This is a genomic window from Duganella rhizosphaerae, assembly GCF_040364205.1.
Lineage (GTDB): Bacteria > Pseudomonadota > Gammaproteobacteria > Burkholderiales > Burkholderiaceae_D > Rugamonas > Rugamonas rhizosphaerae.
The window spans coordinates 142,027-161,855 of sequence record NZ_BPWK01000007.1 but is presented as its reverse complement, the minus strand read 5'-3'; the positions used below and the strand labels follow the sequence as shown (position 1 = coordinate 161,855).

At 65.9% G+C, this 19,829-nt stretch carries 18 protein-coding genes; 4 read left to right on the top strand and 14 right to left on the bottom strand.

Annotated features, from left to right (window positions below; all coding sequences use genetic code 11):
* Positions 1 to 76 precede the first annotated feature (76 nt).
* Complete coding sequence (locus RUGAMON1_RS16845) at positions 77 to 1,741, top strand: methyl-accepting chemotaxis protein (protein WP_445231585.1); 1,665 nt, start codon at positions 77 to 79, stop codon at positions 1,739 to 1,741.
* A gap of 7 nt (positions 1,742 to 1,748) precedes the next feature.
* On the opposite strand, the gene RUGAMON1_RS16840 is transcribed toward RUGAMON1_RS16845, so the two are convergent.
* From RUGAMON1_RS16840 to RUGAMON1_RS16815, 6 genes are all read right to left on the bottom strand, one after another.
* Positions 1,749 to 2,159 (bottom strand): DUF6916 family protein, encoded by a 411-nt coding sequence (locus RUGAMON1_RS16840; protein ID WP_445231584.1) that lies wholly within the window; start codon positions 2,157 to 2,159, stop codon positions 1,749 to 1,751.
* A gap of 19 nt (positions 2,160 to 2,178) precedes the next feature.
* Complete coding sequence (locus RUGAMON1_RS16835; protein WP_445231583.1) at positions 2,179 to 2,703, bottom strand: phage tail protein; 525 nt, start codon at positions 2,701 to 2,703, stop codon at positions 2,179 to 2,181.
* A 9-nt stretch (positions 2,704 to 2,712) separates the two neighbouring features.
* Positions 2,713 to 3,252 (bottom strand): phage tail protein, encoded by a 540-nt coding sequence (locus RUGAMON1_RS16830; protein ID WP_445231582.1) that lies wholly within the window; start codon positions 3,250 to 3,252, stop codon positions 2,713 to 2,715.
* Positions 3,253 to 3,279: 27 nt separating this feature from the next.
* Positions 3,280 to 3,792, bottom strand: coding sequence for a phage tail protein (locus RUGAMON1_RS16825; protein ID WP_445231581.1), 513 nt, complete (start codon positions 3,790 to 3,792; stop codon positions 3,280 to 3,282).
* Positions 3,793 to 3,890: 98 nt separating this feature from the next.
* Entirely contained in the window at positions 3,891 to 4,517 is a 627-nt protein-coding gene (locus RUGAMON1_RS16820; protein WP_445231580.1) for a PEP-CTERM sorting domain-containing protein, read from the bottom strand.
* A gap of 162 nt (positions 4,518 to 4,679) precedes the next feature.
* Positions 4,680 to 5,771 (bottom strand): SMP-30/gluconolactonase/LRE family protein, encoded by a 1,092-nt coding sequence (locus RUGAMON1_RS16815; RefSeq protein WP_445231579.1) that lies wholly within the window; start codon positions 5,769 to 5,771, stop codon positions 4,680 to 4,682.
* A 68-nt stretch (positions 5,772 to 5,839) separates the two neighbouring features.
* Between RUGAMON1_RS16815 and RUGAMON1_RS16810 the strand changes: the two genes are divergently transcribed.
* Positions 5,840 to 7,114: a M28 family peptidase gene (locus tag RUGAMON1_RS16810; RefSeq protein WP_445231578.1), complete on the top strand. Its 1,275-nt coding sequence runs from the start codon at positions 5,840 to 5,842 to the stop codon at positions 7,112 to 7,114.
* On the opposite strand, the gene RUGAMON1_RS16805 is transcribed toward RUGAMON1_RS16810, so the two are convergent.
* A complete protein-coding gene (locus RUGAMON1_RS16805; RefSeq protein ID WP_445231577.1) occupies positions 7,104 to 8,024 on the bottom strand; it encodes a LysR substrate-binding domain-containing protein in 921 nt (306 codons plus the stop codon). The two genes, RUGAMON1_RS16810 and RUGAMON1_RS16805, sit on opposite strands and share 11 nt — an antisense overlap.
* A 102-nt stretch (positions 8,025 to 8,126) precedes the next feature.
* On the opposite strand from RUGAMON1_RS16805, the gene RUGAMON1_RS16800 reads away from it, so the two are divergent.
* The gene (locus tag RUGAMON1_RS16800; RefSeq protein WP_445231576.1) at positions 8,127 to 8,528 is read left to right on the top strand and encodes a tautomerase family protein; all 402 of its coding nucleotides are present in this window, start codon (positions 8,127 to 8,129) and stop codon (positions 8,526 to 8,528) included.
* Complete coding sequence (locus tag RUGAMON1_RS16795; RefSeq protein ID WP_445231575.1) at positions 8,525 to 9,082, top strand: DUF4865 family protein; 558 nt, start codon at positions 8,525 to 8,527, stop codon at positions 9,080 to 9,082. Before RUGAMON1_RS16800 ends, RUGAMON1_RS16795 begins: the two co-directional genes overlap by 4 nt.
* Here RUGAMON1_RS16795 and RUGAMON1_RS16790 read toward each other — a convergent pair.
* The 7 genes from RUGAMON1_RS16790 to RUGAMON1_RS16760 form a co-directional block, all read right to left on the bottom strand.
* Entirely contained in the window at positions 9,079 to 10,536 is a 1,458-nt protein-coding gene (locus RUGAMON1_RS16790) for a flagellin N-terminal helical domain-containing protein (protein WP_445231574.1), read from the bottom strand. The two genes, RUGAMON1_RS16795 and RUGAMON1_RS16790, sit on opposite strands and share 4 nt — an antisense overlap.
* Before the next feature lie 95 nt (positions 10,537 to 10,631).
* Positions 10,632 to 10,874 carry a hypothetical protein gene (locus tag RUGAMON1_RS16785; protein WP_445231573.1) on the bottom strand — a complete coding sequence of 81 codons (243 nt, stop codon included), beginning with the start codon at positions 10,872 to 10,874 and terminating at the stop codon, positions 10,632 to 10,634.
* A gap of 79 nt (positions 10,875 to 10,953) precedes the next feature.
* Entirely contained in the window at positions 10,954 to 12,549 is a 1,596-nt protein-coding gene (locus tag RUGAMON1_RS16780) for an SEL1-like repeat protein (protein WP_445231572.1), read from the bottom strand.
* Between the two features lie 19 nt (positions 12,550 to 12,568).
* Positions 12,569 to 14,842 (bottom strand): putative bifunctional diguanylate cyclase/phosphodiesterase, encoded by a 2,274-nt coding sequence (locus tag RUGAMON1_RS16775; protein ID WP_445231770.1) that lies wholly within the window; start codon positions 14,840 to 14,842, stop codon positions 12,569 to 12,571.
* A gap of 7 nt (positions 14,843 to 14,849) precedes the next feature.
* Positions 14,850 to 16,949: an HDOD domain-containing protein gene (locus RUGAMON1_RS16770; protein WP_445231571.1), complete on the bottom strand. Its 2,100-nt coding sequence runs from the start codon at positions 16,947 to 16,949 to the stop codon at positions 14,850 to 14,852.
* A 206-nt stretch (positions 16,950 to 17,155) separates the two neighbouring features.
* Positions 17,156 to 18,436: a multidrug effflux MFS transporter gene (locus RUGAMON1_RS16765; RefSeq protein WP_445231570.1), complete on the bottom strand. Its 1,281-nt coding sequence runs from the start codon at positions 18,434 to 18,436 to the stop codon at positions 17,156 to 17,158.
* Positions 18,437 to 18,562: 126 nt separating this feature from the next.
* Positions 18,563 to 19,765: a THUMP domain-containing class I SAM-dependent RNA methyltransferase gene (locus RUGAMON1_RS16760; protein ID WP_445231569.1), complete on the bottom strand. Its 1,203-nt coding sequence runs from the start codon at positions 19,763 to 19,765 to the stop codon at positions 18,563 to 18,565.
* Between the last annotated feature and the right edge of the window lie 64 nt (positions 19,766 to 19,829).

Here is a 19,829-nt window from a genome sequence, read left to right as displayed (position 1 = left end):
TCATCTGGGAAATAGTTGACACCTGAATCTGTTAGCATGCTAGCCACCCTCGACAACCCCACGCACAGGATCGCCCATGCGCAGCACACCTCCAGCGGCCGGCCGCGAAACCGTCCTTGAAGACGGCAAGCCCATCGTCACCACCACCGACCTCCAGGGCCGCCTGACCTACGCCAACTCCACCTTCATCCAGGCCAGCGGCTACGCCGACGAAGCCTTGCACGGCCGCCCGCAGACCTCGCTCTACCATGCCGACATGCCGCCCGAGGTGGACGCCGACATGTGGCGCACCGTACTGTCGGGCCAGCCGTGGCGCGGCCTGGTCAAGTACCGTTGCCACGACGGCGGCCATTTCTGGTGCATCGCCAACGCCACGCCGGTGATTGAAAAGGGCAAGACCACCGGCTTCATGTCGGTGTGCACCAAGCCCAAGCGCGAACAGATCCAGGATGCCGAACAGCTCTACCGCACCGTCAAGGGCGGCAATCCGGACGGCATCCGCATCGTGCGTGGCGCCGCCGCCGCGCGCGGCTGGCGCCGCTGGTCTCAGGCGCTGCGCGACATCACGCTGGCGCAACGCCTGGCCCTGTGCTTCGGCGGCATGGCGCTGCTGGGACTGACGATCGCCGGCCACGCCCTGTGGCCCTATGCCGACAGCGCCCTGCACTGGCAGGCGCTGCTGATGGTGGCGCTGGCCCTGTACAGCTGGCGCAATCTGCACCTGGCGGTGGTCGCGCCGATCAAGGCCAGCATCGAAGCGGCCCGCATCCTGGCCGGCGGCGACCTGACCACCCGCATGGCGGTCGACCGCCACGACGAGCTGGGCCAGCTGCAAGCGTTCGTGCGCCAGCTGAACCTGAACCTGGCGTCGATCCTGGTCGACATCCGCAGCAACTTCAGCCTGACCCGCAGCACCACCACCCAGGTGCGCGCGGCCAACGCCGACCTGTCGGCGCGCACCGAGGCGCAGGCGGCCAACCTGGAGCAGACCTCGGCGCACATGGGGCAGATCACCGGCACCGTCAGCCAGACCGCCGACAACGTCAACACCGCCAGCGGCGTGGCGAGCGAGGCGACTGCGCTGGCCGAACGCACCGGCGTGGCGGTCACGCAAGTGGTGGCCGCGATGAACGACATCCGCGCCTCGTCGAGCCAGATCGTCGACATCATCAGCCTGATCGACGGCATCGCCTTCCAGACCAACATTCTGTCGCTCAATGCCGCAGTGGAAGCGGCGCGCGCCGGCGAGAGCGGCCGCGGCTTCGCGGTGGTGGCCGGCGAGGTGCGCAACCTGGCCCAGCGCAGCGCCGCCGCCGCCAAGGAGATCAAGACCCTAATCGACGCCTCGGCCGGCAAGATCGCGATCGGCGCCGGCATGGCCAGCGCCGCAGGACAGGACATGGACGCGGTGATCGCCGCCATCGGCCGGGTGGCCGCCATCATGGGCGACATCAGCGGCTCGACGCGCGCACAGAGCAGCGGCGTCAACCAGGTCAAGGACGCCATCATGCAGCTCGACGAGGTGACCCGCCAGAACGCGCTGATGGTCGAGGAAGCCTCGGCCGCCACAGGCGTGCTGGACCTGCAGGCGCAGGCCGTGGCCAAGGCGCTGGAAGTGTTCAAGTTGCCGCCGCAGGGCAAGCCGGACAAGGCCTCCGGCAGCCTGGCGCTGATCGCCCCGGACCGCGCGCGGCCCGGGCGCGCGGGGCGAGGCGATCAGCGCCAGGCCCGGCGCGCCTGACGCCGGTTCAGTTCAGCAAGTTGAAGTCGGCCCGGTAGTAATTGCCTTCCGGCCCGTTGCCGGAGCGTTGCAGATAGACGGTCTGCTTGCCGATGTCGGCGTGCTCGACTTCGTACACGCCGCTGGCCAGCGCCTGGCCGGCGTCCACCGCGAAGGTCAGCGAAAACTGGTCGCCCTTGGCCGACTCGAAGTGGCGCTTGACGCTCAGCAGCGTCATCGCCACACCCCGCCCGCCCGGATACACATTGAAGCGCTCCTGCACCAGCGGCAGATACGCCGCGCTGCCGGCCGCCGGCGCCGCGACGATGCCGGCGGCCGGCAGCGGAGCAAGCCTGGCCTTGGCCGGCTCGGCCGCGCCGCACAGGCCGCTGCCGCCCAACAAGCCGCCGGTGGCCAGCACAAATGTTCGACGTTCCATAATCGCTCCTTGACGAAGATTAGCTGCGCGGTGGGAAGATGCCCTGCAACGCAATAATAAAGTTCAGCTCCAGGTAGGGCTGCATATTGTTGTGCGCCTGTCCGCCGCCGTTCGCGCCGCTCAACACCGCCGGCCCCATCGGGTGCAAGGGCGCCGGCCCGATGTACGGCGGCGTCGGCGAGACGGACACCGCCAGCGTGTTGCCGTTCGGGCTGTTGGTGGTGGCCGGCGAACCGGACGCCTGCAGCGCGTGCGCGTGCGCAGGCAGTTCCGCGGCAGTCAGCGCGACGCTGGCCTGGCCGCCGGATTCACCCTGGAAGCGCTCGCTCAAGCCCGGCCCCTGGCCGGCGCCCATCGGTGCGCGCTGACGCAGATTGGGCAGCGCGAAAGTGGATTTGCCGTCGCCGCCGTACTGGGTTCCCAGCAAGGAGAACAAGGCCGTGTTCTGCGAAATCGGCAGGATCTGGCCGTCGCAGGTGGCCCAACCGACGGGAGGAAAATTTCCGGCGAACATACGGATTTCAGCAAGGAATGGATCTGCCATGACGAGTCCTTAACTTTGGGATGGGAAGATGCCAAACAGCGAAATGATGAACTGGATCGCGAGGTAAGGCGCCATGTTGTCGTGCGGCTGGCTACCGCCGCTCGGGCCGATGGTGTCCGCGCCCATCAGCAAATTCGGCGCCGCCGTGGTGTACACCTTGGGCTTGGGCGACGGCGCCGCCGGCACCCAGCTGCTGCCGTCGGTGATGTTGATCGCGCCGGCGGCAAGCGGCGGCGCGGCGGTGCTGGCGTTGATCACGTGGCTGTGGGCCGGCATTTGCGCGGCGGTCAGCGTGACCTGCTCCACGCCGCCGTTCATCCCGAGCTGATAAGTGTCGCCTTGCAGCGTGCCGACATGGACCGGCACGCGCCCGCGCAGGTCGGGCATGGCAAAGGTCTCGACGCCGTCGCCGCCATAGGTGGTGCCGATTAGGGCGAACAGCACTTCGTTCTCCGAGATGGGCCACAGGCTGCCATCGCAAAATGCCCAACCCGCCGGAGCAAAGTTCCCCGCGAACATACGAATTTCACCGACAAAAGGGAAAGACATGAAGAGTCTCCTGAAAGCAGGGATAGCTTAATTATGTGAAGGGAAAATACCGGTCAGTGCGATGCAGAACATGCTGGGCGCGTAGGGCTGCCGGTTTTCATGCGGCGCGGAGCCGCCGGCCGGGCTGACCGTGGACGGATGCAAAGTCGCAGTGCCGTCGTAGCCGTGGTAGATGTTGGCGCCGCCGGCCGGGATGGAGTCGAAGTAATTGCCGCTGGGACTGGTCGAGCGCAGCGCAGTGGCGCTGACGTCGTTGACGGCCCTGACGGCGTGGCCGTGCTGCGGCACTTGCGCCGTCGTCAGGGTGTGGCGCGCGGCGCCGCCGATCGCCCCCGGCTGGGGGTTGTGCATCGGCACGCGGCCGCGCAGGTCGGGCAGCGCGAAAGTGTTGATGCCGTTGCCGCCGTAACTGGTGCCCAGGATGGCGAACAGCGCCTGGTTCTGGTTAATCGACAGCGTTTGTCCGTTGCAGCTTGCCCAGCCCTTGGGAACGAAGCCGAAGCTGAACATGCGGATTTCGCCTAAAAATGGTTCGGACATGGTGGCTCCTGGTAGCGAGAGAGGCCGCGTTGGCGAGGCCGGGCGGCGTAGGGAAAAAGCGCCGTCGGCTGACGGCGTTCAGGCGGATGGCGCCCGGCTCAGGACGATCGGCGGCGCTTGGCGCAGCCGGCCAGCAGCATGCCCAGGCCCAACGACAACATCAGCGCGGACGACGGTTCCGGCACGGCGATCACGCCCGTCCGTTCCAGCAGCACATGGTCGATCGCCGTGTAGTCGTAATAGTTCTGATTCGAGAATTGCAGCCAGGTCTGTGGATGGTAGGTCAACAGATTGGTGATCGTGATGTGGGTCCAGTCGCCGTCCGTGTTGGTCTGCTGCCAGACGACTTTGCCGTCGAACAGTACTTTGGACTCGTTGACCACCGGATCGGTCATGCTCGCGTGGTAGCGCTGCAGGTCGAAGCTCAGCGTGTAGACATCGTGCCATGGGGAGCCAAGCTGACCATACTGCCCGCTGGTGTTGACCTGCTGGCCCAGGATGCCGGGGCTCAGATAGGCGCCATCGCTGAACACCATGTCGAACAGGTTGGACTTCGGCGAGCCGGAATAATCGTAGCCGACCGTCTGCGCCGAGGTGTCGCCGCTTTGGGTCCAGGCCGCCAGCGTGCCGGAGGAGAAATCGCCGTCGGTGACCAGGTTGGCGGCAAAGGCGGAGGGGGCGCCGAACGCGGCGGCGCACAGCAAGGCAGAAAATAATTTACGCATGGCTAACCTTCAAAGACGATTGAAAGATATGGCGAGCAACAATGCGATTATTTTACTGTAAAAATTTCAACAAATTATCATAATGATAGCGGTTTGAAAAAATATTGCTCAAACGTTGTTTTTATTGAAGTAACAATATATGAGCATATTGACAATTACTTTTCAGCGTGTCATCCAGCCTATGCTGCCGGCGCCGACGTTGTGGATATACAGCCGGTCAGCAGTCTCGGTCGCGCCGGTGGTCACTGGCGAAGCGCCGCCCGGGTCCTGCAGGTCGACGACGATGCGGCCGTCCTCGGTGAACGCCAGCACGTGGCCGTAGGGCTTGGGCTCGGGCCACAGCGCACGCGGCAGACGCAGCATCAGCTTGCGCAGCCAGGGCTTGTCGGCCATCTTGTCGAGATCGTTGCGCGGGCCGGACAGGCCCAGCCAGATGCGGCCGCCGGCGCCGCGCACCAGATTGTCCGGATAGCCGGGCAGGTTATCGAGCAGCACCTGCGCCTGCGGCGACGCCACCCGCACATCCAGTCCGGCGGCGTCGACGGCGATCTTCCAGACCCGGTATTTGCCGCTCTCGCTCACGTACAGCCAGCGCTGGTCGCCGCTCAGCAGCACGCCGTTGGAGAAGCTCAGGCCGCCGGCCAGCACGCGCGTGGCCTTGGTGGCGGGATCGTATTCCAGCACGCGCCCGGTCGACGATTGTTCCAGCACGTCCAGCATGGCCGCCTCCATCGTGTCGCGCCGGACCGGGCCGAAGCGCTGCGAGGCGTCGCTGAAGTAGATCTTGCCGTTGGCCGCCACCGCCACGCCGTCGGCAAAGCGGATCGGCTCGCCGCCGACCTTGTCCGCCAGCACGCTGACGCTGCGGTCCGGCGCCACCGACAGCAAGCCCTTGACGGCGTCGGCCACGATCAGGTTGCCGGCGCCGTCGACGTCCAGGCCCAGCGGCCGGCCGCCGGTGTCGGCATAGGTTTCCAGCGTGCCGCCGTCGGCATTCATGCGCAGGATCTTGCCGCTGAGGACGCCGGTGTACAGCTTGCCGTCGGGTCCGGCCAGCACATGCTCGGGCCCCACCTCGCCGCCCAGCGAAATCTGCCGCAAACCGGCCAGCCGCTGGTTGACCGCATGGATGCCCGTATAGCCGGGCGGCGTGGGCGCGGTCCAGCTGACCGGCACGATGGGCACCGGCCACAGGCCGAGATAAGCGGCGACGATCAATGCAGCAAACATGGACACCTTGGCGATTTTTCTCATAGTGCGCCCAGTCTACGCAATCTTGATGCAGAATGGCAAAGCCTGTTTCGGCCAACCTGAGGATGTCCATGAAACCAGTTGTCGTCTTGCGTACCCTGAGTACCCTCACTATCGCGCTGGCCGTCGCCGCGCCGCTCGCCCACGCGCAGAACGCGGCCGCCGCCGATCCGATCGCCACCCTGGTCGGCCAGCTCGACCTGGAAAAATACAAGGCCACCATCAAGAGCCTGACGCGCTTCGGCGACCGCCGCCAGGGCACCGCGCGCAACCGCCAGGCGCTGGACTGGATCGAGGCCCAGCTCAAGTCCTACGGCTGCAGCAACACCGAACGCCTGCAATACCAGTACACCCAGCCGGCGCCGGACGCGCCCGCGGCCAAGCGTGCGCCAGGCATCCCCAGCGGCGGCGCCGGCGGTCCCGCCGGCCAGGGCGGCAGCACCCTGTTCGGCAACCGCGCGGCGATCGGCGTCAACACCGATCCACTGCGCCAGCCCGATGAAGCACTGCGCGCGCTGAACGCCGAGCAGACGCCGGTCGGCACCTCGCAGCGCGAGAACGTCTATTGCACCAAGGTCGGCAGCACGCATCCGGAGGAAATGTACATCGTCAGCGCCCATATGGACGGCATCGGTTTCGGCGAGGCCGCCAACGACGACGGCTCCGGCACCGCGCTGGTGATGGAACTGGCGCGCATCTTCAACGCGCCCGGCGTGCAGACCGAACGCTCGATCCGCTTCGCGCTGTGGAACAACGAGGAGACCGGCCTGAACGGCGCCACCGCCTACGCCATGCAGCGCAAGGACTTGCAGGGCATCGAATCGCCCAAGGGTTCGGGCAAATATCCAGAGCCGAAATGGCTGGGCCTGATCCAGCACGACATGATGTTGTGGGACCACGGCATGCCGGTCGCGAAACTGGATGCGGCCGGCAAGGCGGTGCTGGACGCCAAGGGCCAGCCCGTCTATGTGTCGCCGCCGGAGCAGCGGCGCGAGGCCGACGTCAACATCGAGTACCAGTCGGTGTCGCAGCAGGCCGAAGGCTCGGCCAGGCTGGCCTGGGCCTTGCGCGCCGCCAACGACAAATACGCCACCAACTATCCGGCCGCCGTCGGCTTCCACATGACCAACACCGACTCGACGCCGTTCATGGACCTGGTGCCTTCGATCTCGCTGCGCGAGAACGAGCGCGGCCAGCAGATCGGCGCCGGCTGGAATCCCAACTGGCACCAGCCGACCGACGTCTACACCGCCTATTCTGACAAGGACTTCCTGTTGGGCCTGAACGCGGCGCAGACCACGCTGGCCGGTGTGGCCAAGCTGGCCGGCGCAGGCCTCAGGAAGTAAGGCTGGCCGTCGCGCGCGCCAGCGCCGGCTGCGCGGCGATCGCCTGCAGCACGATGTCGTGCAGGCGCTGGGCCGGCGCGCTCAGCTCGTCCGCGCCGCGGTGCAGGCGCAGGCCGATCACCGGCAGCGGCGGCAGGCCGGGCTGATCCAGCGCGCGCAGCGCCGGCGGCAGGCCGACCACCGTGCGCACCGTCACGCCCAGCCCGGCCGCCACCGCCGCCCACACGCCCCCCAGGCTGGGGCTGCTGAAGGCAATGCGCCACGGAATGCCGGCGCGGTCCAGCGCGTGCAGCGCGGCCGAGCGCATCATGCAGGGCGCGTCCATCATCACCAGCGGCAAGGGTTCGCCGCGACCGCTCCAGGCCGGCCAGGCGCCGCCGTCGGCCGCGCCAACGCCGGCCGCGCCTATCCAGCGCATCGGCAGGCGCGCCAGCGCCGGCGAGGCCACCGCCGGATCGCTCCAGGCCAGCGCCAGCTCCAGCCGGCCGGCCGCCATCTGCGCCATCAGGTCGGCGTTGCGCGCCACGCAGGCCTCGATGCGCAGCTTGGGATGGACGCGGGCGAAGCGGCCCAGCACTTCGGTCAGGATGTGCTCGCCGAAATCTTCCTGCATGCCCAGCCGCACGCTGCCGGCCAGCTCGGCGCCGCGCACCGCCGTGGCCGCCTCGTCGTTGAGCTCCAGCAGCCGGCGCGCATAGCCCAGCAGCGATTCGCCGGCCGAGGTGGTCACCATGCCGCGCCCTTCCTTGCGCAGCACCGGCATCTCCAGCTGGTCCTCCAGCTTCTTCAGCTGCGCGCTGACGGCCGAGGTCGAACGCCCCAGGCGGTCGGCCGCCTTGGCGAAGCTGCCCAGGTCGACGCCGGTGACAAAGGTGCGCAACACATCCAGGTCAAAAGTAATTCTTCGCATAACCATCCCGTTTTATCGAACCATCGATCAAAATATTCCTGATTTTCAGGATCAAAATAGCGCTGTATTGTGGGCCTGTCAATCACCAAACCGGAGGCCATCATGCCCATGAGTCGCATTTCTCTACTGAAAGGAAAATCGCCCGAGTACCTGGCCGCGCTGTCGCACAGCCTGCACCGCGCCATGGTCGAGGCCTTCAACGTGCCGGAAAAAGACCGTTTCCAGCTCATCCAGCAACACGAGCCGCATGAACTGGTCTTCGACCGCGACTACGAAAGCCCGGCCGGCCCGCGCTCGAACGACTTCGTGCTGATCAACATCACCACCGGCAAGCCGCGCAGCACCGAAATGAAACAGGCCTTCTACCGCCGCCTGGTCGAACTGCTGGCCGAGGCGCCGGGCCTGCGGCCGCAGGACGTGATGGTGGTGCTGTCGAGCTCGCAGGGCGACGACTGGTCGTTCAGCGGCGGGGCCCCGGCCGCCAGCCTGTGGAGGCCGGCATGATCGCCATGCAATACAGCTTCAGCCTGCCGGCCGACTACGACATGGCCATCGTGCGCGAGCGCATCGCCAGCAAGGGGCCGCTGCTGGACCAGCTGCCGCACCTGGCGTTCAAGGCCTATCTGTACGCGGAACGCGGCGAGTCGAAGGAAAACCTGTATGCGCCGTTCTACCTGTGGCACAGCGAGGCGGGCATGCACGACTTCCTCAACGGTCCCGGTTTCGCCGGCGTGGCGCAGGCCTTCGGCTGGCCGTCGGTGCGCACCTGGACGCCGTGGCACGCCAGCGTCGGCGCCGAGGTGCGGCAGGCGCGCCACGCCACCCGCAGCGTCGAGGCGATCGCGCCCCACAGCGATCTGGCGCAGCTGCGCCTGAGGGAAGAGCAGCATGCGCGCCACGCGCTCGAGTGCGGCGCGCTGGCGGTGGTGATCGGCTTTGAACCGGGCAGCTGGAGCATCGTGCGACTGTGCCTGTGGCGCGGGGAACCGGCGCTGCCGCCGCTTCCGTACGAACAGCGCTACCGGATCGGCCATATGTCGGCGCCGGGACGGGACTAGCGCAGCAGTAGCAGGGCGCCGCGCGGCTGGACGTTGGCCTGGGCCAGCATCGAGGCGCCGGCCTGGCGCAGGATGCTGGCGCGGGTCAACAGCGCGGTCTCGCTGGCGTAGTCGGTATCGCGGATGCGCGAGCGCGCCGCCGCCAGGTTGTTGGCGCCGCTTTCGGCGTTGCTGGCCGCCGCCGACAGCCGGTTGCTGGCCGCGCCCAGCTGGGCGCGGATGCTGCTCAACTCGTCGATCTTGCCGTCGTAGTAGGTCAGCGCATCGGACGCGCCGCTGAAGGTGGACAAGTCCTGCACCGGTTCGCCGCCGGTGTACACATCCTGCTGCACCACCTGCGGCGGCCCCACCACGACCGAGCTCTGCCTGCCCGCGCTCAGTCCCGCCGCCGCCGGATTGGCGCCGGTGATGGACAGCGAGTGCGGTCCCGGGCGCACCGCTTCGGTCACGGTGACCACGCCCTTGTTCGCCCCCGTGGCCAGGCCCAGCGAGCCGGCGCTGCCGGGATTGGATTCGGAGATGACGATATCGCGGCCGTCGGCGGCGCTGAGCGTCAGCGTGCCGCCGACGGCGCTGGCGGTCACGCCGCTGGCGCCGGATGCCGCACTGATGGCGCCGGCGGCGCTGGCGGCCCGGATCGCGGCGGTGTTGCCGGCGATGGCGCCGATGTTGACGCCGTTGATGGAAAAGCTGGCCGCCGCCAGCGCGCCGATGGCGGCGACGTTGCCCGACACGCTGGTGGCGGCGCTGGCCGTCACATTGCGCAGATTGGCGCCGTTGATGGCGGCCGCCACCGCGAAGGCGCTGGCGGCGCCCTGCCCCGGCTGCCCGCCGGCCGCCGACGCCCCCACCGCCACGCCATTGATGACCAGATCGCCATTGCCGATCGCGGCCACCACCGCCGTGCCGACCGCCGTGGCCTGCTCCGGCGCGACGCTGACGTTGGCCCTGTTGGTGCCGGTCGGCACCAACAGGGCCGGGATGGCCAAGCTCAGCGTCTGGTTCGCCTCGGCGCCGACCTGCAACTGCTGCGAGAACGTCCCGTCGAGCAAACTCTGGTTGTTAAAGCGGGCGCCGGCGACGATGTCCACGTTGGACGCGACCAGTGCGTTCACCTCGCCCTGGATGGCGGCGCGGTCGGTCTTGCTGTTGGTGGCGTTGGCGGCCTGCACCGCCAGTTCGCGCATGCGCTGGAAATTGTCCAGCAACTGGCCGGCCGCGCCATCGGCCACCTGGATCAGGGAAATGCCGTCGTTGATGTTTTTCCGCGCCTGGTGCAAGCCGTTGATGCTGGCGCTCATGCGCTCGCTGATGGCCAGGCCGGCGGCGTCGTCGCGCGCCGAATTGATGCGCTGGCCGCTGGAGAGTTTTTGCAGGCGCACAGCCATATCCTCGCCCGACAGCGCATAACTGCGCTGGGCGTTCAGGGAGGAGAGGTTGGTATTGATCTGCATGCCGCCGATTCTCGATATCATCACGGAACGATGGTTGATGATTATCTAACGGCAACAAACCACGGGACTTGAGCCGCCCCGGGTCAAGGATGGACTTACTTGATGGTGTAAGGCGAGGCTTGGCCGCGCGAATCGCGGTCATAGTCGGAACCTTCGGTGGCCGAGACAGCCTGGCCCGTGCCTTTGGAAGGGATGCGGGTGCCGGTCAGCGGACGGGCCTGGGACGGCTTGGCGGCAGGCGCCGAAGCGTCGGCCTGGACGATAGGCTGGTCCACGGTGGCGCAGGCGGTCAGGCCCACCAGGCTGGCAAGCATGGCGATGGTCAACAATTTATTCATGAGACACCCTATGTTTAAGTTGGTTTTTATACATTATCTATAAAACAACTATCGTGTCTACCGTTATTACAGAATAATTTTAACCAGGTAGCAATTCAAGGCGTTCGCGGGCCTGGGCCAGCTGCTGGCTGTCCATGCGGGCGGCGGCATTTTTCAGGTAGCGGCCGGCAGCGGCGTAACCGCCGCGTTCGGCCATCGCCAGCCACATCCAGGCCTGCGCGATATCGGCGCGCACGCCCTGGCCGACCATGAACATCAGTCCCAGGTTGAACTGCGCGCGCGCATGGCCCTGGCCGGCGGCCTGCAGATACCAGTGGTGCGCCTGGGCATAATCCTGCGCCAGGCCCTGACCGTTGTCGAAGCGCAGGCCCAGCGTAAACTGCGCCAGCGCATGCCCCTGCTCGGCCGCCTTGGCGTACCAGCCGTTGGCCTGGGCGCAATCGGGTTGCGGACCGTCGTCCTTGTCGAACAGCAGGCCCAGGTTGTACTGGGCCGCCGCGTAGTCCTGCTCGGCGGCGCGGCGGTACCAGGCCATGGCCTTGCGGTCGTCGCGCGGCACGCCGCGTCCCGTTTCGTAGCGCAGGCCGAGGTCGAACTGCGCCCGCAGATGGCCCTGGTCGGCCGCCTTGCGGTACCAGAAGATCGCCTCCTGGTGGTCCTGCACTACGCCGTGGCCGGCGTCGTACAGCATGCCCAGGTGGTATTGCGCGCCGGGGAAGCCCTGCTCGGCCGCCTTGCGGTACCAGAACTGCGCCTGTTCGTAATCCTGCGCCACGCCCTGGCCGTGATCGTAGCGCAGGCCCAGATTGTTCTGCGCCGCCGCGTGGCCCTGTTCGGCCGCCTTGCGGTACCAGTCCAGCGCCTTCTGCTCGTCGCGCGGCACGCCCTGGCCGTTGTCGTAGATCAGGCCCAGGTTGAACTGCGAGCTGGCGTGGTCCTGCTCGGCCGCGCGGCGATACCACAGGATGGCCTTCTGGCTGTCCTGGGCGATGCCGTCGCCCTTGTCGAAGCGCAGCGCCAGGTTGAACTGCGCCGGCGCATAGCCCTGGTCGGCCGCTTTGCGGTACCAGGACATCGCCTGGCCCACGTCCTGCGGCACGCCCTGGCCGTTGTCGTAGCGCAGGCCGAGGTTGAACTGCGCGCGCGGATAGCCCTGCTCGGCCGCCTTGCGGTACCAGGCGATGGCCTGCTTGAAGTCCTGCGGCACGCCCTTGCCGGTGTCGTACATCATGCCGAGATTGTTTTGCGCGCCGGCGTCGCCCTGGTCGGCCGCCTTGCTGAACCAGTACATGGCCTTGTTCGTATCGGCGTCCAGGCCCTGGCCCTTGGCGTACAGCCAGCCCAGGTTGTACTGCGCGGCGGCATAGCCCTGCTCCGCCGCCAGCTGGTACCACGCGGCCGCTTCCTGGTAGTTCTGCTCGACGCCCTGGCCCTTCTGGTACATCACGCCCAGGTTGTACTGCGCGTGTTCCAGGCCGGAGTGCGCGGCCTGGCGATACCAGACCACCGCCAGCTCGTAGCTCTGCGCCACGCCCTGGCCGTTGAAGTACATGAAGCCCAGGCTGTGCTGGGCATTGGCGACGCCACGCTCGGCCAGTCCCTTGACGCGCAAGAACTCGGCGGTATAAGTGCTGCCGCTATTTGCGTCGGCTTCGTTGGGACCGTATTTCGTCATGCTGTTTTTCTATGCTGCGTCAGGCCTGGATCGCGACCATTGCCGGTTGGGTGTCTAGGTTGGGAACCACGTGCAGCACGTGCGCCGAAGGCATCGCCGTCAGGCGGCCCTGGTCCTGCAGCACGTCCATGAAGCTGGCCAGTGAAATCGGCCGGTGGTACAGATAGCCCTGCATCGTGGTGCAGCCGTTCGCCTGCAGGTAGCGCGCCTGCACCTCGGTCTCCACGCCCTCGGCCACCAGGTGCAGGCCGAGGCCGCGCGCGATGGAGATGATCGCCAAAATCACCGGGTAGTGGCCGTTCTCGTCGTGGATCTCCTTGACGAAGGACTGGTCGATCTTGATCGTGTGGATCGGGAAGCGGTGCAGATACGACAGCGACGAATAGCCGGTGCCGAAATCGTCGATCGCCACCGACACGCCCAGCTGGCACAACTTGTTGAGCTGCTCGATCGCGTACTGCGGATTGCGGATGCAGATGTTCTCGGTGATCTCGACCTCGATCTGCGCCGGCGAAATGCCGTAGCGCGTCAGCGCGCCGCGCATCTTCTCGAAGAAGTCGCCGCGGTCCAGGTATTGCGGCGACAGGTTCAGCGACAGGCGGATCGCCTCGCCCCCGGCCGCGTTCCACTGCAGCAGGTCGCGGCACAGCGCGCCCAGCATCCAGTCGGAGATCGGCAGCATCAGGCCATTCTCTTCGGCGAACGGCAGGAACTCGCCGGCCGACAGCAGCCCGCGCTGCGGATGGTTCCAGCGCATCAGGCCTTCGGCGCCGATGATGCGGCCACTGGCCACGTCGACCTGCGGTTGGTAGTACATTTCCAGCTCATTCAGTTCCAGCGCCTTGCGCAGGCTCTGCTCCAGCGCGATCTTCTGGTGCGACACGTCCAGCATCGAGTTGTGATAGAAGCTGTGGCCGTTCTTGCCCAGCGCCTTGACCTGGTACATGGCGATGTCGGCATGGCGCAGCAGCTCGTCGATGGTCTCGCCGTCGCCCGGATAAATCGCGATGCCGATCGAGGCCGAGATGTGCACCTCGTGGCCATCGAGGTCGAACGGCTTGTGCAGGCTTTCGAGGAATTTGTCGGCGATGGCCTTGGCGTCCTGGCGGTCGCGCAGTTCCGGCAGCACGATGGTGAACTCGTCGCCGCCCTGCCGCGCCAGCGTATCGCCGCGGCGCAGGCAATCCTTCAGGCGCGTGGCCACCTGCTGCAGCAGCTCGTCGCCCTTGACGTGGCCCAGCGTGTCGTTGACCAGCTTGAAGCGGTCGAGATCGACGAACATCACGGCCAGCTCGGTCAGCTTGCGCTTGGCCTGGATCACGGCCAGGCCGAGGCGGTCCTTGAACAGCATGCGGTTGGGCAGGTCGGTCAGGATGTCGTGGTAGGCCTGGTAGGAGATCACTTCCTCGGCGCGCTTGCGGTCGGTGATGTCGCGCGCCACGCCGTAGGTGCCGAAGAACTCGTGCTTTTTGACTTCGTGATCGGGGATGTGCATGCCGATCGCGTTGAGCGAAATCGTCATCAGCGTGTTGTTGAAGGTGCGTTCGATGCCGCTGCCGGCGTTGCATTTCAGGCGCAGCTCGACGTTGCGCGAGGCGCGTTCGTCGACGCGGCGCTCGTTGAAGGCGTAGCGCGCGCGCTCCTGGTCTTCGTCGTGCACCAGCACCGAGTAGTGGCGGCCGATCAGCTCTTCGCGGGTAAAGCCCAGCAGCTGCTGCACGCGGTCGTTGACGAACGTGAACTTGCCTTCGTGGTTCAGGGTGTAGATGATGTCCGGCGAGCTGTCCACCAGGTAGCGGTACATCTTCTCCGAGTTTTCCAGCTTGGAGGCGATGCGCTCGTTGTCGATGGCCAGGCGGCGCTTTTGCAGCGCGTTCTCCACCGTCTTGAGCAGCTCTTCGCGGCTGTAAGGCTTGCGCAGGTAGTCGTAGGCGCCGCGCTTGAGGGCGCCGATGGCCGCCTCGATGCCGACATCGCCGCTCATGACGATGACGTCGCCGTCGATCTCCTTGGCGTTGATGAAGTCCATGATCTCGTGGCCGCTCATGTCCGGCAGCCGCAGGTCGAGCAGGATCAGGTCGAATTTGAGCCTGGTCAGCTGGGCCAGCGCCTCGCTGCCGCAGGTGGCCGTGACCAGATGGTAGTCGCGGTCGCGCAGCAGTTCGTACAGGGATGACAGCAAACGCGGCTCGTCGTCTACGAGCAGGATGCGCGGGCAGTTATCGGTGGAGAGGGCGACGGGGGCGTGGTCGTCCGCGGTGACAGCGGTTAGGCTGGCTGGGTTCAGGTTCATCATGGCCTTAAACTGAATCCATCACCCGCGTTTGCACGCCGGCGACTTGACTGGTGCTGCCACGGGCGGGCAGCAGGATTTCGAAGGTGGTACCCGCTTTACCGGACCGGCAGGTGATCAGGCCCTGCATTTTCTTCACCAGGCTGTGGACGATGGACAGTCCCAGGCCGTGGTGTGCGCCTTCCTTGGTGCTGCGCACCGCGGAGAACAGATTGGCCAGCACCTCGGCCGACAGCCCCGGACCGGTGTCGCTGACGACCAGTTCCAGATAAAGCTTGCGTTCGCGGTTGACGTGACCGCGGTTCGAGATTTCGATCTTGCCGCCGTCGGTCAGGGCTTCGACGGCGTTCTTGATCAGGTTGACCAGGATCTGCTTGAGCAGGTCGGCGTCGCCGTCGATTTCGGCCGGCTCCTCCTGCATGCGCACCACGATCTGCACCGAGGCCGGCACGAAGTCGGTGGCGCGGAACAGGCGCAGCACGTCGTCCACCACGCGGCCGACATCGGTCACGCGCGAGCTCTCGGTCGGCTGCAGGTCGGCCAGGCCGTTGATCAGTTGTCCGACGCGGTCGATTTCCTCGTTCAGGATGGACATCTCGCCCACCACCGGCTCGCGCTTGGCCAGCTTGCCGTCCAGGACCGACAGGTAGTTCTTGATGATCGACAGCGGGTTGTTCACCTCGTGCACCACGCGGCGCGAGGCTTCGCGGTATTCCTCGGCCACATGGGCGATCTGGCGCTTGGCGTGACCGCGCTCGCTGATCGCCGTTTCCAGCGCGGCGGCGGCCTGGGTGCCGAACGATTGCAGGAAGCGCTCGCGCTTCTGGTAGCTGGCCATCTGCCACGCCGGCGCGCCGCCGATCAACACGCCCAGGCAGCGCTGGTTGGCCACCAGCGGCAGGCAGACCATGGCCTCGCTGCCGAGGATGCGGAACAGCTGTTCCTCGGCCACGCTCAGGGCCTGCTGAGGGTTACCCTCGCGGCTGACGAAGGTCAGCTTGCGTTCCGTCGCCGCCTCGGCCACCACGCCGCCTTTGTTCAGGGGGATCACCAATTCGGCCAGCCGCTGCTGCTGCTCGCCGGTGGCGGTGCCGTGCAGCGCGTGGCCGGTCGGATTCTCCAGCAGCACCACGGCGTTTTCAAAATCGAACAGGATGCGCGCCGAGCGCGTCATCGCATCGAGCAGACCGGCTTCGCCCTGCTGACGCGCGAAGGTCTGGCCCATCTCGGACACCAGCACCATGTTGCGCACTTCCTCGGACAGCCGCTGCTGCACCGGATCGACCATCGGCGCCGCATAGGCGGTCGGCGTCGGAATATCGTCGGCGCCGGCCAGGTCGATGCCCAGGTAGGCGGCAGACTTCTCCACCTGGCGGGCGGCGCTGCTGACGATCTGCTCCAGTTTTTCCGCATCCAGGCCGCACAGGTGGCCGGCTTCCTCGATGGCCTGGTTATGGTCCTCGTGGAAGCACAGCAGGTGCGCCAGGCGCACCACGCGGATCAGTGGATGGGCCGACTCCAGGCGCGATATCGGCTCGTGGTGATACAGCACGCTGTCGGCCAGGAAGGAATCGAGGTGCCAGCGTTCGATCAGCCAGGCGCCCGCTTCCGAGTGGGTGATTTGCAGCGTGCGCTGTTCGACGGCGCACAGGTCTTCGTCGTCGCGCGCCATGAAGTTGAAGGCGTATTCCTTGGGCGCGGTGGCCAGCAGCGCCAGGCGGCCGACGTTGTGCAGCAGGCCGGCCAGATAGGCTTCCTCGACGTGCGGGTACTCCATCTGCTTGGCGATGTCGCGGGCGATGACGGCGGTGGTCAGGGAACCTTTCCAGAAGCCGCGCAGGTCGGTGCTGCTCGAATGCGGGAAGCTGTTAAAGGTCTGGAACACGGATTCGCTGATGACCAGCGTCTTGATCATGTCGGTGCCCAGCGACACCAGCGACTGCTCCAGGCCGACCACGCGCGCATTGCGGTGGTACGCCGAGCTGTTGGCGACGGTGAGGATCTTGCTGGTCATCGCCGCATCCTTGGCGATGAGGGCGGCCAGCTCCGGCATGCCGGCGTCGTCGGCCTGCAAGTGCTCAATCAACTTAATGAGTATCTGCGGCATTGCCGGCAGACGGGCAATCAGCAGGCGATTGCGAATATCATGGTCAGGTTGATGCATCGTATCAAGCGGGTTCTGGGCCGGGTGCATTGTGCAAAATCGTGGGCAAAAAACTTCTACCAAAAAGTTATACTAACATAAAGTCTTGTAGTAACTTAACAGCAAGTAAGATTTCTTTCTAAACTAACTCAATTTCCTGCCGTTAATAATTATTGGCCCGGATGGCGTAGAAGCATGCTCCGGTAATAGCGCGACGTCAACCACAAAACGAGAGCAGAGGTACTAAATGCCATCTGTCCTGCGGCTAACCACAGCACGGAGTGTGATAGGAAGGGTGCAATCACCCCCGCCACCAGTGCGCCGAGCAGGGTGACGGCGAAAGATTGGCAGGATGCCACCGTTCCACGGATGTGCGGGAACAAGTCCAATGCCAGCAAGGTCGCCGCCGGCGCCACCACCGACATGCCGAAGGTATAAAAGAACATCGGCGCCACCGACCACGGCAGCGCCGGCGGCAGCAACAGGTGGTAGCAAACGTTAAATATCGACGCCGCCATCAGGAAACAAAAACCGATGCCTATCTGTCGCGAAAATGTCATCTTTCCGGCAATCCGGTTGGCCGCCAGCGCGCCGAGGAAAATCCCGCTCACCGACGGAATGAACAGCCAGCCGAACTGCGAGGCGCCCAGCCCCAGGTGCTGGGGCAGGAACACCGGCGCCGACGAGATGTACAGGAACAGGCCGGCGAAATTGAAGGCCACCACGCCGGACTTCATGTGGAACAGCGGCGAGCGCATGATCTCGCCGTAGTTACGCAGCAGGAAGTGCGGATTGAAGGGATGGCGCTTTTCGCGCGGCAGCGTCTCCGGCAGGCGGCGGTAGCAGTAGATGAACAGCAGCACGCTGTAGGCCAGCAGCGCCAGGAAGATCGCCCGCCAGTCGAACAGCGTGACCACCCAGCCGCCCAGTATCGGCGCGATGGCCGGCGCGATCGAGAAAATCATCGTCACCATCGACAGCAGCCGCGCGGCGGCGGCGTCCTCGTACAAGTCGCGGATGATGGCCCGCCCCACCACCACGCCGGCGCCGGACGACATGCCCTGCAAGATGCGGAAGGCCCACAGGTAATGCACGCTGTGCGCGGCGGCGCAGCCCAGCGTGCCGATGGCGAACATCACCAGCGATACCAGCACCACGTTGCGGCGGCCGAAGGCGTCCGACAGCGCGCCGTGCCACAGCACCATGCAGGCGAAGGACAGCATGTAGAAGGTCAGGCTTTGCTGGACCTCGATCGGCGTGGCGTTAAGCGTGGCCTGGATGTTCGGGAATGCCGGCAGGTAGGCGTCGATGGAGAAAGGCCCCAGCATCGACAAAGCCGCCAGCGTGGCGGCCAGCGCGCCGGCGCTGAGCACTTTCATGTGCGACGGCGGCGGTTCCGGCACCTCCGCGACAGGATCTGGGGGAAGATTGACGGGAGGTGTAGGGAACATACGGTGCTTTCCGGCGGTAGCGCGCCGGCTTGCACCCAACCCGCAAATCAGAGGCAGGGGTCTGACCCCGAGGGGTCAGACCCCGCGTGGCCCTGCGGGGTTAGGGCGCGCAACAGCGCGTGGTGCTTAAACTTCTTTGGGTTTGGCGGCTTCGCGGCGGTTGAAGCCCGCCACCATATCGAAGCGGAACAGGCGGCATTCCAGCGCGCCGTTGAAGAAAGGCGTCTTGCGCGATTCCTTCAAACGGAGCAGCTTCGGCAGGCCCAGGTCGGCCGTGAACAGGAACACCGTCCAGCCGGCGAAGCGCTGCTTCAAGGTGGTCGACAGCGCCGAGTAGAAACTGGTGGCCAGTTCGTCTTCCGGCAGCGTGCTGTCGCCGCGCACGCCGATACGCTCGCCGTACGGAGGGTTGGTCAGCAGGATGCCCGGCTGCTCGGTCGGCGCCTTCACTTCCTGCGCCTCGATCTGCTTGAGCGGCACGTCGAACATGATGCCGGCGCACTTCAGGTTGTGGCGGGTCATCTCCACCATGTCGCCCGAGATGTCGGAGCCGAAGATGGTCGGCGACTCCGGCAGCGGATTGGCCTTGATCGAATTCTTCATCTCGTTCCACGGCGCCGGATCGAAGTCGTTGAAGGCTTCGAAGGCAAAGCGGCGGCGCGCGCCAGGCGGAATGCCCTGCACCATCTGCGCCGCTTCGCACAGGATGGTGCCGGAGCCGCACATCGGGTCGAACAGCGGCATGCCCGGCTTCCAGCCCGACACGCGCAGCAGGCCTGCGGCCAGGTTCTCGCGCAGCGGCGCGTCGCCGGTTTCTTCACGCCAGCCTCGCTTGAACAGCGCTTCGCCGGAGGTGTCGAGATAGATGATGAACTGGCGCGCGTCGAGGAAGCCGACGATGCGCATGTCCGGTTCCTTGGTGTTGACCGAAGGACGCTTGTCGAACTGGTCGCGGAAGCGGTCGCAGATGGCGTCCTTGATTTTGAGCGTGGTGAACTCCAGGCTTTTCAGCGGGGACTTCACGGCGGTGACGTCGACACGGATGGTGTGGTCGTAGGTGAACCAGTCTTCCCACTGCTGCGCCAGCACCAGGTCGTAGATGTCGTTTTCGTTCTGGTAGCCGGTGACGGCCATGCGCATCAGCACGCGCGACGCAATGCGCGAGTGCAGATTGATGCGGTAGGAATCGAGCAGGTCGCCGGAGCAGTGCACGCCGCCCGGTACCTGGTTGTGCACCTTCATGGTGGTGCTCAGCAGGGCGATTTCGCCCAGTTCTTCGGCCAACGCCGCTTCCATGCCGCGCGGGCATGGGCAAAAATAGGATGCCATAGGTGTACCTTTTGTCCGTTAAAAAAATTGCGCGCCGCCCGAGTGGCGCGGCGCTGCATTTACT

Bases quoted from the DNA above. Each gene is read 5' to 3' on its own strand.
- RUGAMON1_RS16785 (WP_445231573.1), bottom strand. From the start codon at position 10,874: ATGAATAAATTGTTGACCATCGCCATGCTTGCCAGCCTGGTGGGCCTG.
- RUGAMON1_RS16765 (WP_445231570.1), bottom strand. From the start codon at position 18,436: ATGTTCCCTACACCTCCCGTCAATCTTCCCCCAGATCCTGTCGCGGAG.
- RUGAMON1_RS16790 (WP_445231574.1), bottom strand. From the start codon at position 10,536: ATGCAGATCAATACCAACCTCTCCTCCCTGAACGCCCAGCGCAGTTAT.
- RUGAMON1_RS16840 (WP_445231584.1), bottom strand. From the start codon at position 2,159: ATGGAACGTCGAACATTTGTGCTGGCCACCGGCGGCTTGTTGGGCGGC.
- RUGAMON1_RS16820 (WP_445231580.1), bottom strand. From the start codon at position 4,517: ATGCGTAAATTATTTTCTGCCTTGCTGTGCGCCGCCGCGTTCGGCGCC.
- RUGAMON1_RS16800 (WP_445231576.1), top strand. From the start codon at position 8,127: ATGCCCATGAGTCGCATTTCTCTACTGAAAGGAAAATCGCCCGAGTAC.
- RUGAMON1_RS16835 (WP_445231583.1), bottom strand. From the start codon at position 2,703: ATGGCAGATCCATTCCTTGCTGAAATCCGTATGTTCGCCGGAAATTTT.
- RUGAMON1_RS16810 (WP_445231578.1), top strand. From the start codon at position 5,840: ATGAAACCAGTTGTCGTCTTGCGTACCCTGAGTACCCTCACTATCGCG.
- RUGAMON1_RS16815 (WP_445231579.1), bottom strand. From the start codon at position 5,771: ATGAGAAAAATCGCCAAGGTGTCCATGTTTGCTGCATTGATCGTCGCC.
- RUGAMON1_RS16825 (WP_445231581.1), bottom strand. From the start codon at position 3,792: ATGTCCGAACCATTTTTAGGCGAAATCCGCATGTTCAGCTTCGGCTTC.
- RUGAMON1_RS16780 (WP_445231572.1), bottom strand. From the start codon at position 12,549: ATGACGAAATACGGTCCCAACGAAGCCGACGCAAATAGCGGCAGCACT.
- RUGAMON1_RS16845 (WP_445231585.1), top strand. From the start codon at position 77: ATGCGCAGCACACCTCCAGCGGCCGGCCGCGAAACCGTCCTTGAAGAC.
- RUGAMON1_RS16775 (WP_445231770.1), bottom strand. From the start codon at position 14,842: ATGAACCTGAACCCAGCCAGCCTAACCGCTGTCACCGCGGACGACCAC.
- RUGAMON1_RS16830 (WP_445231582.1), bottom strand. From the start codon at position 3,252: ATGTCTTTCCCTTTTGTCGGTGAAATTCGTATGTTCGCGGGGAACTTT.
- RUGAMON1_RS16795 (WP_445231575.1), top strand. From the start codon at position 8,525: ATGATCGCCATGCAATACAGCTTCAGCCTGCCGGCCGACTACGACATG.
- RUGAMON1_RS16805 (WP_445231577.1), bottom strand. From the start codon at position 8,024: ATGCGAAGAATTACTTTTGACCTGGATGTGTTGCGCACCTTTGTCACC.
- RUGAMON1_RS16760 (WP_445231569.1), bottom strand. From the start codon at position 19,765: ATGGCATCCTATTTTTGCCCATGCCCGCGCGGCATGGAAGCGGCGTTG.
- RUGAMON1_RS16770 (WP_445231571.1), bottom strand. From the start codon at position 16,949: ATGCCGCAGATACTCATTAAGTTGATTGAGCACTTGCAGGCCGACGAC.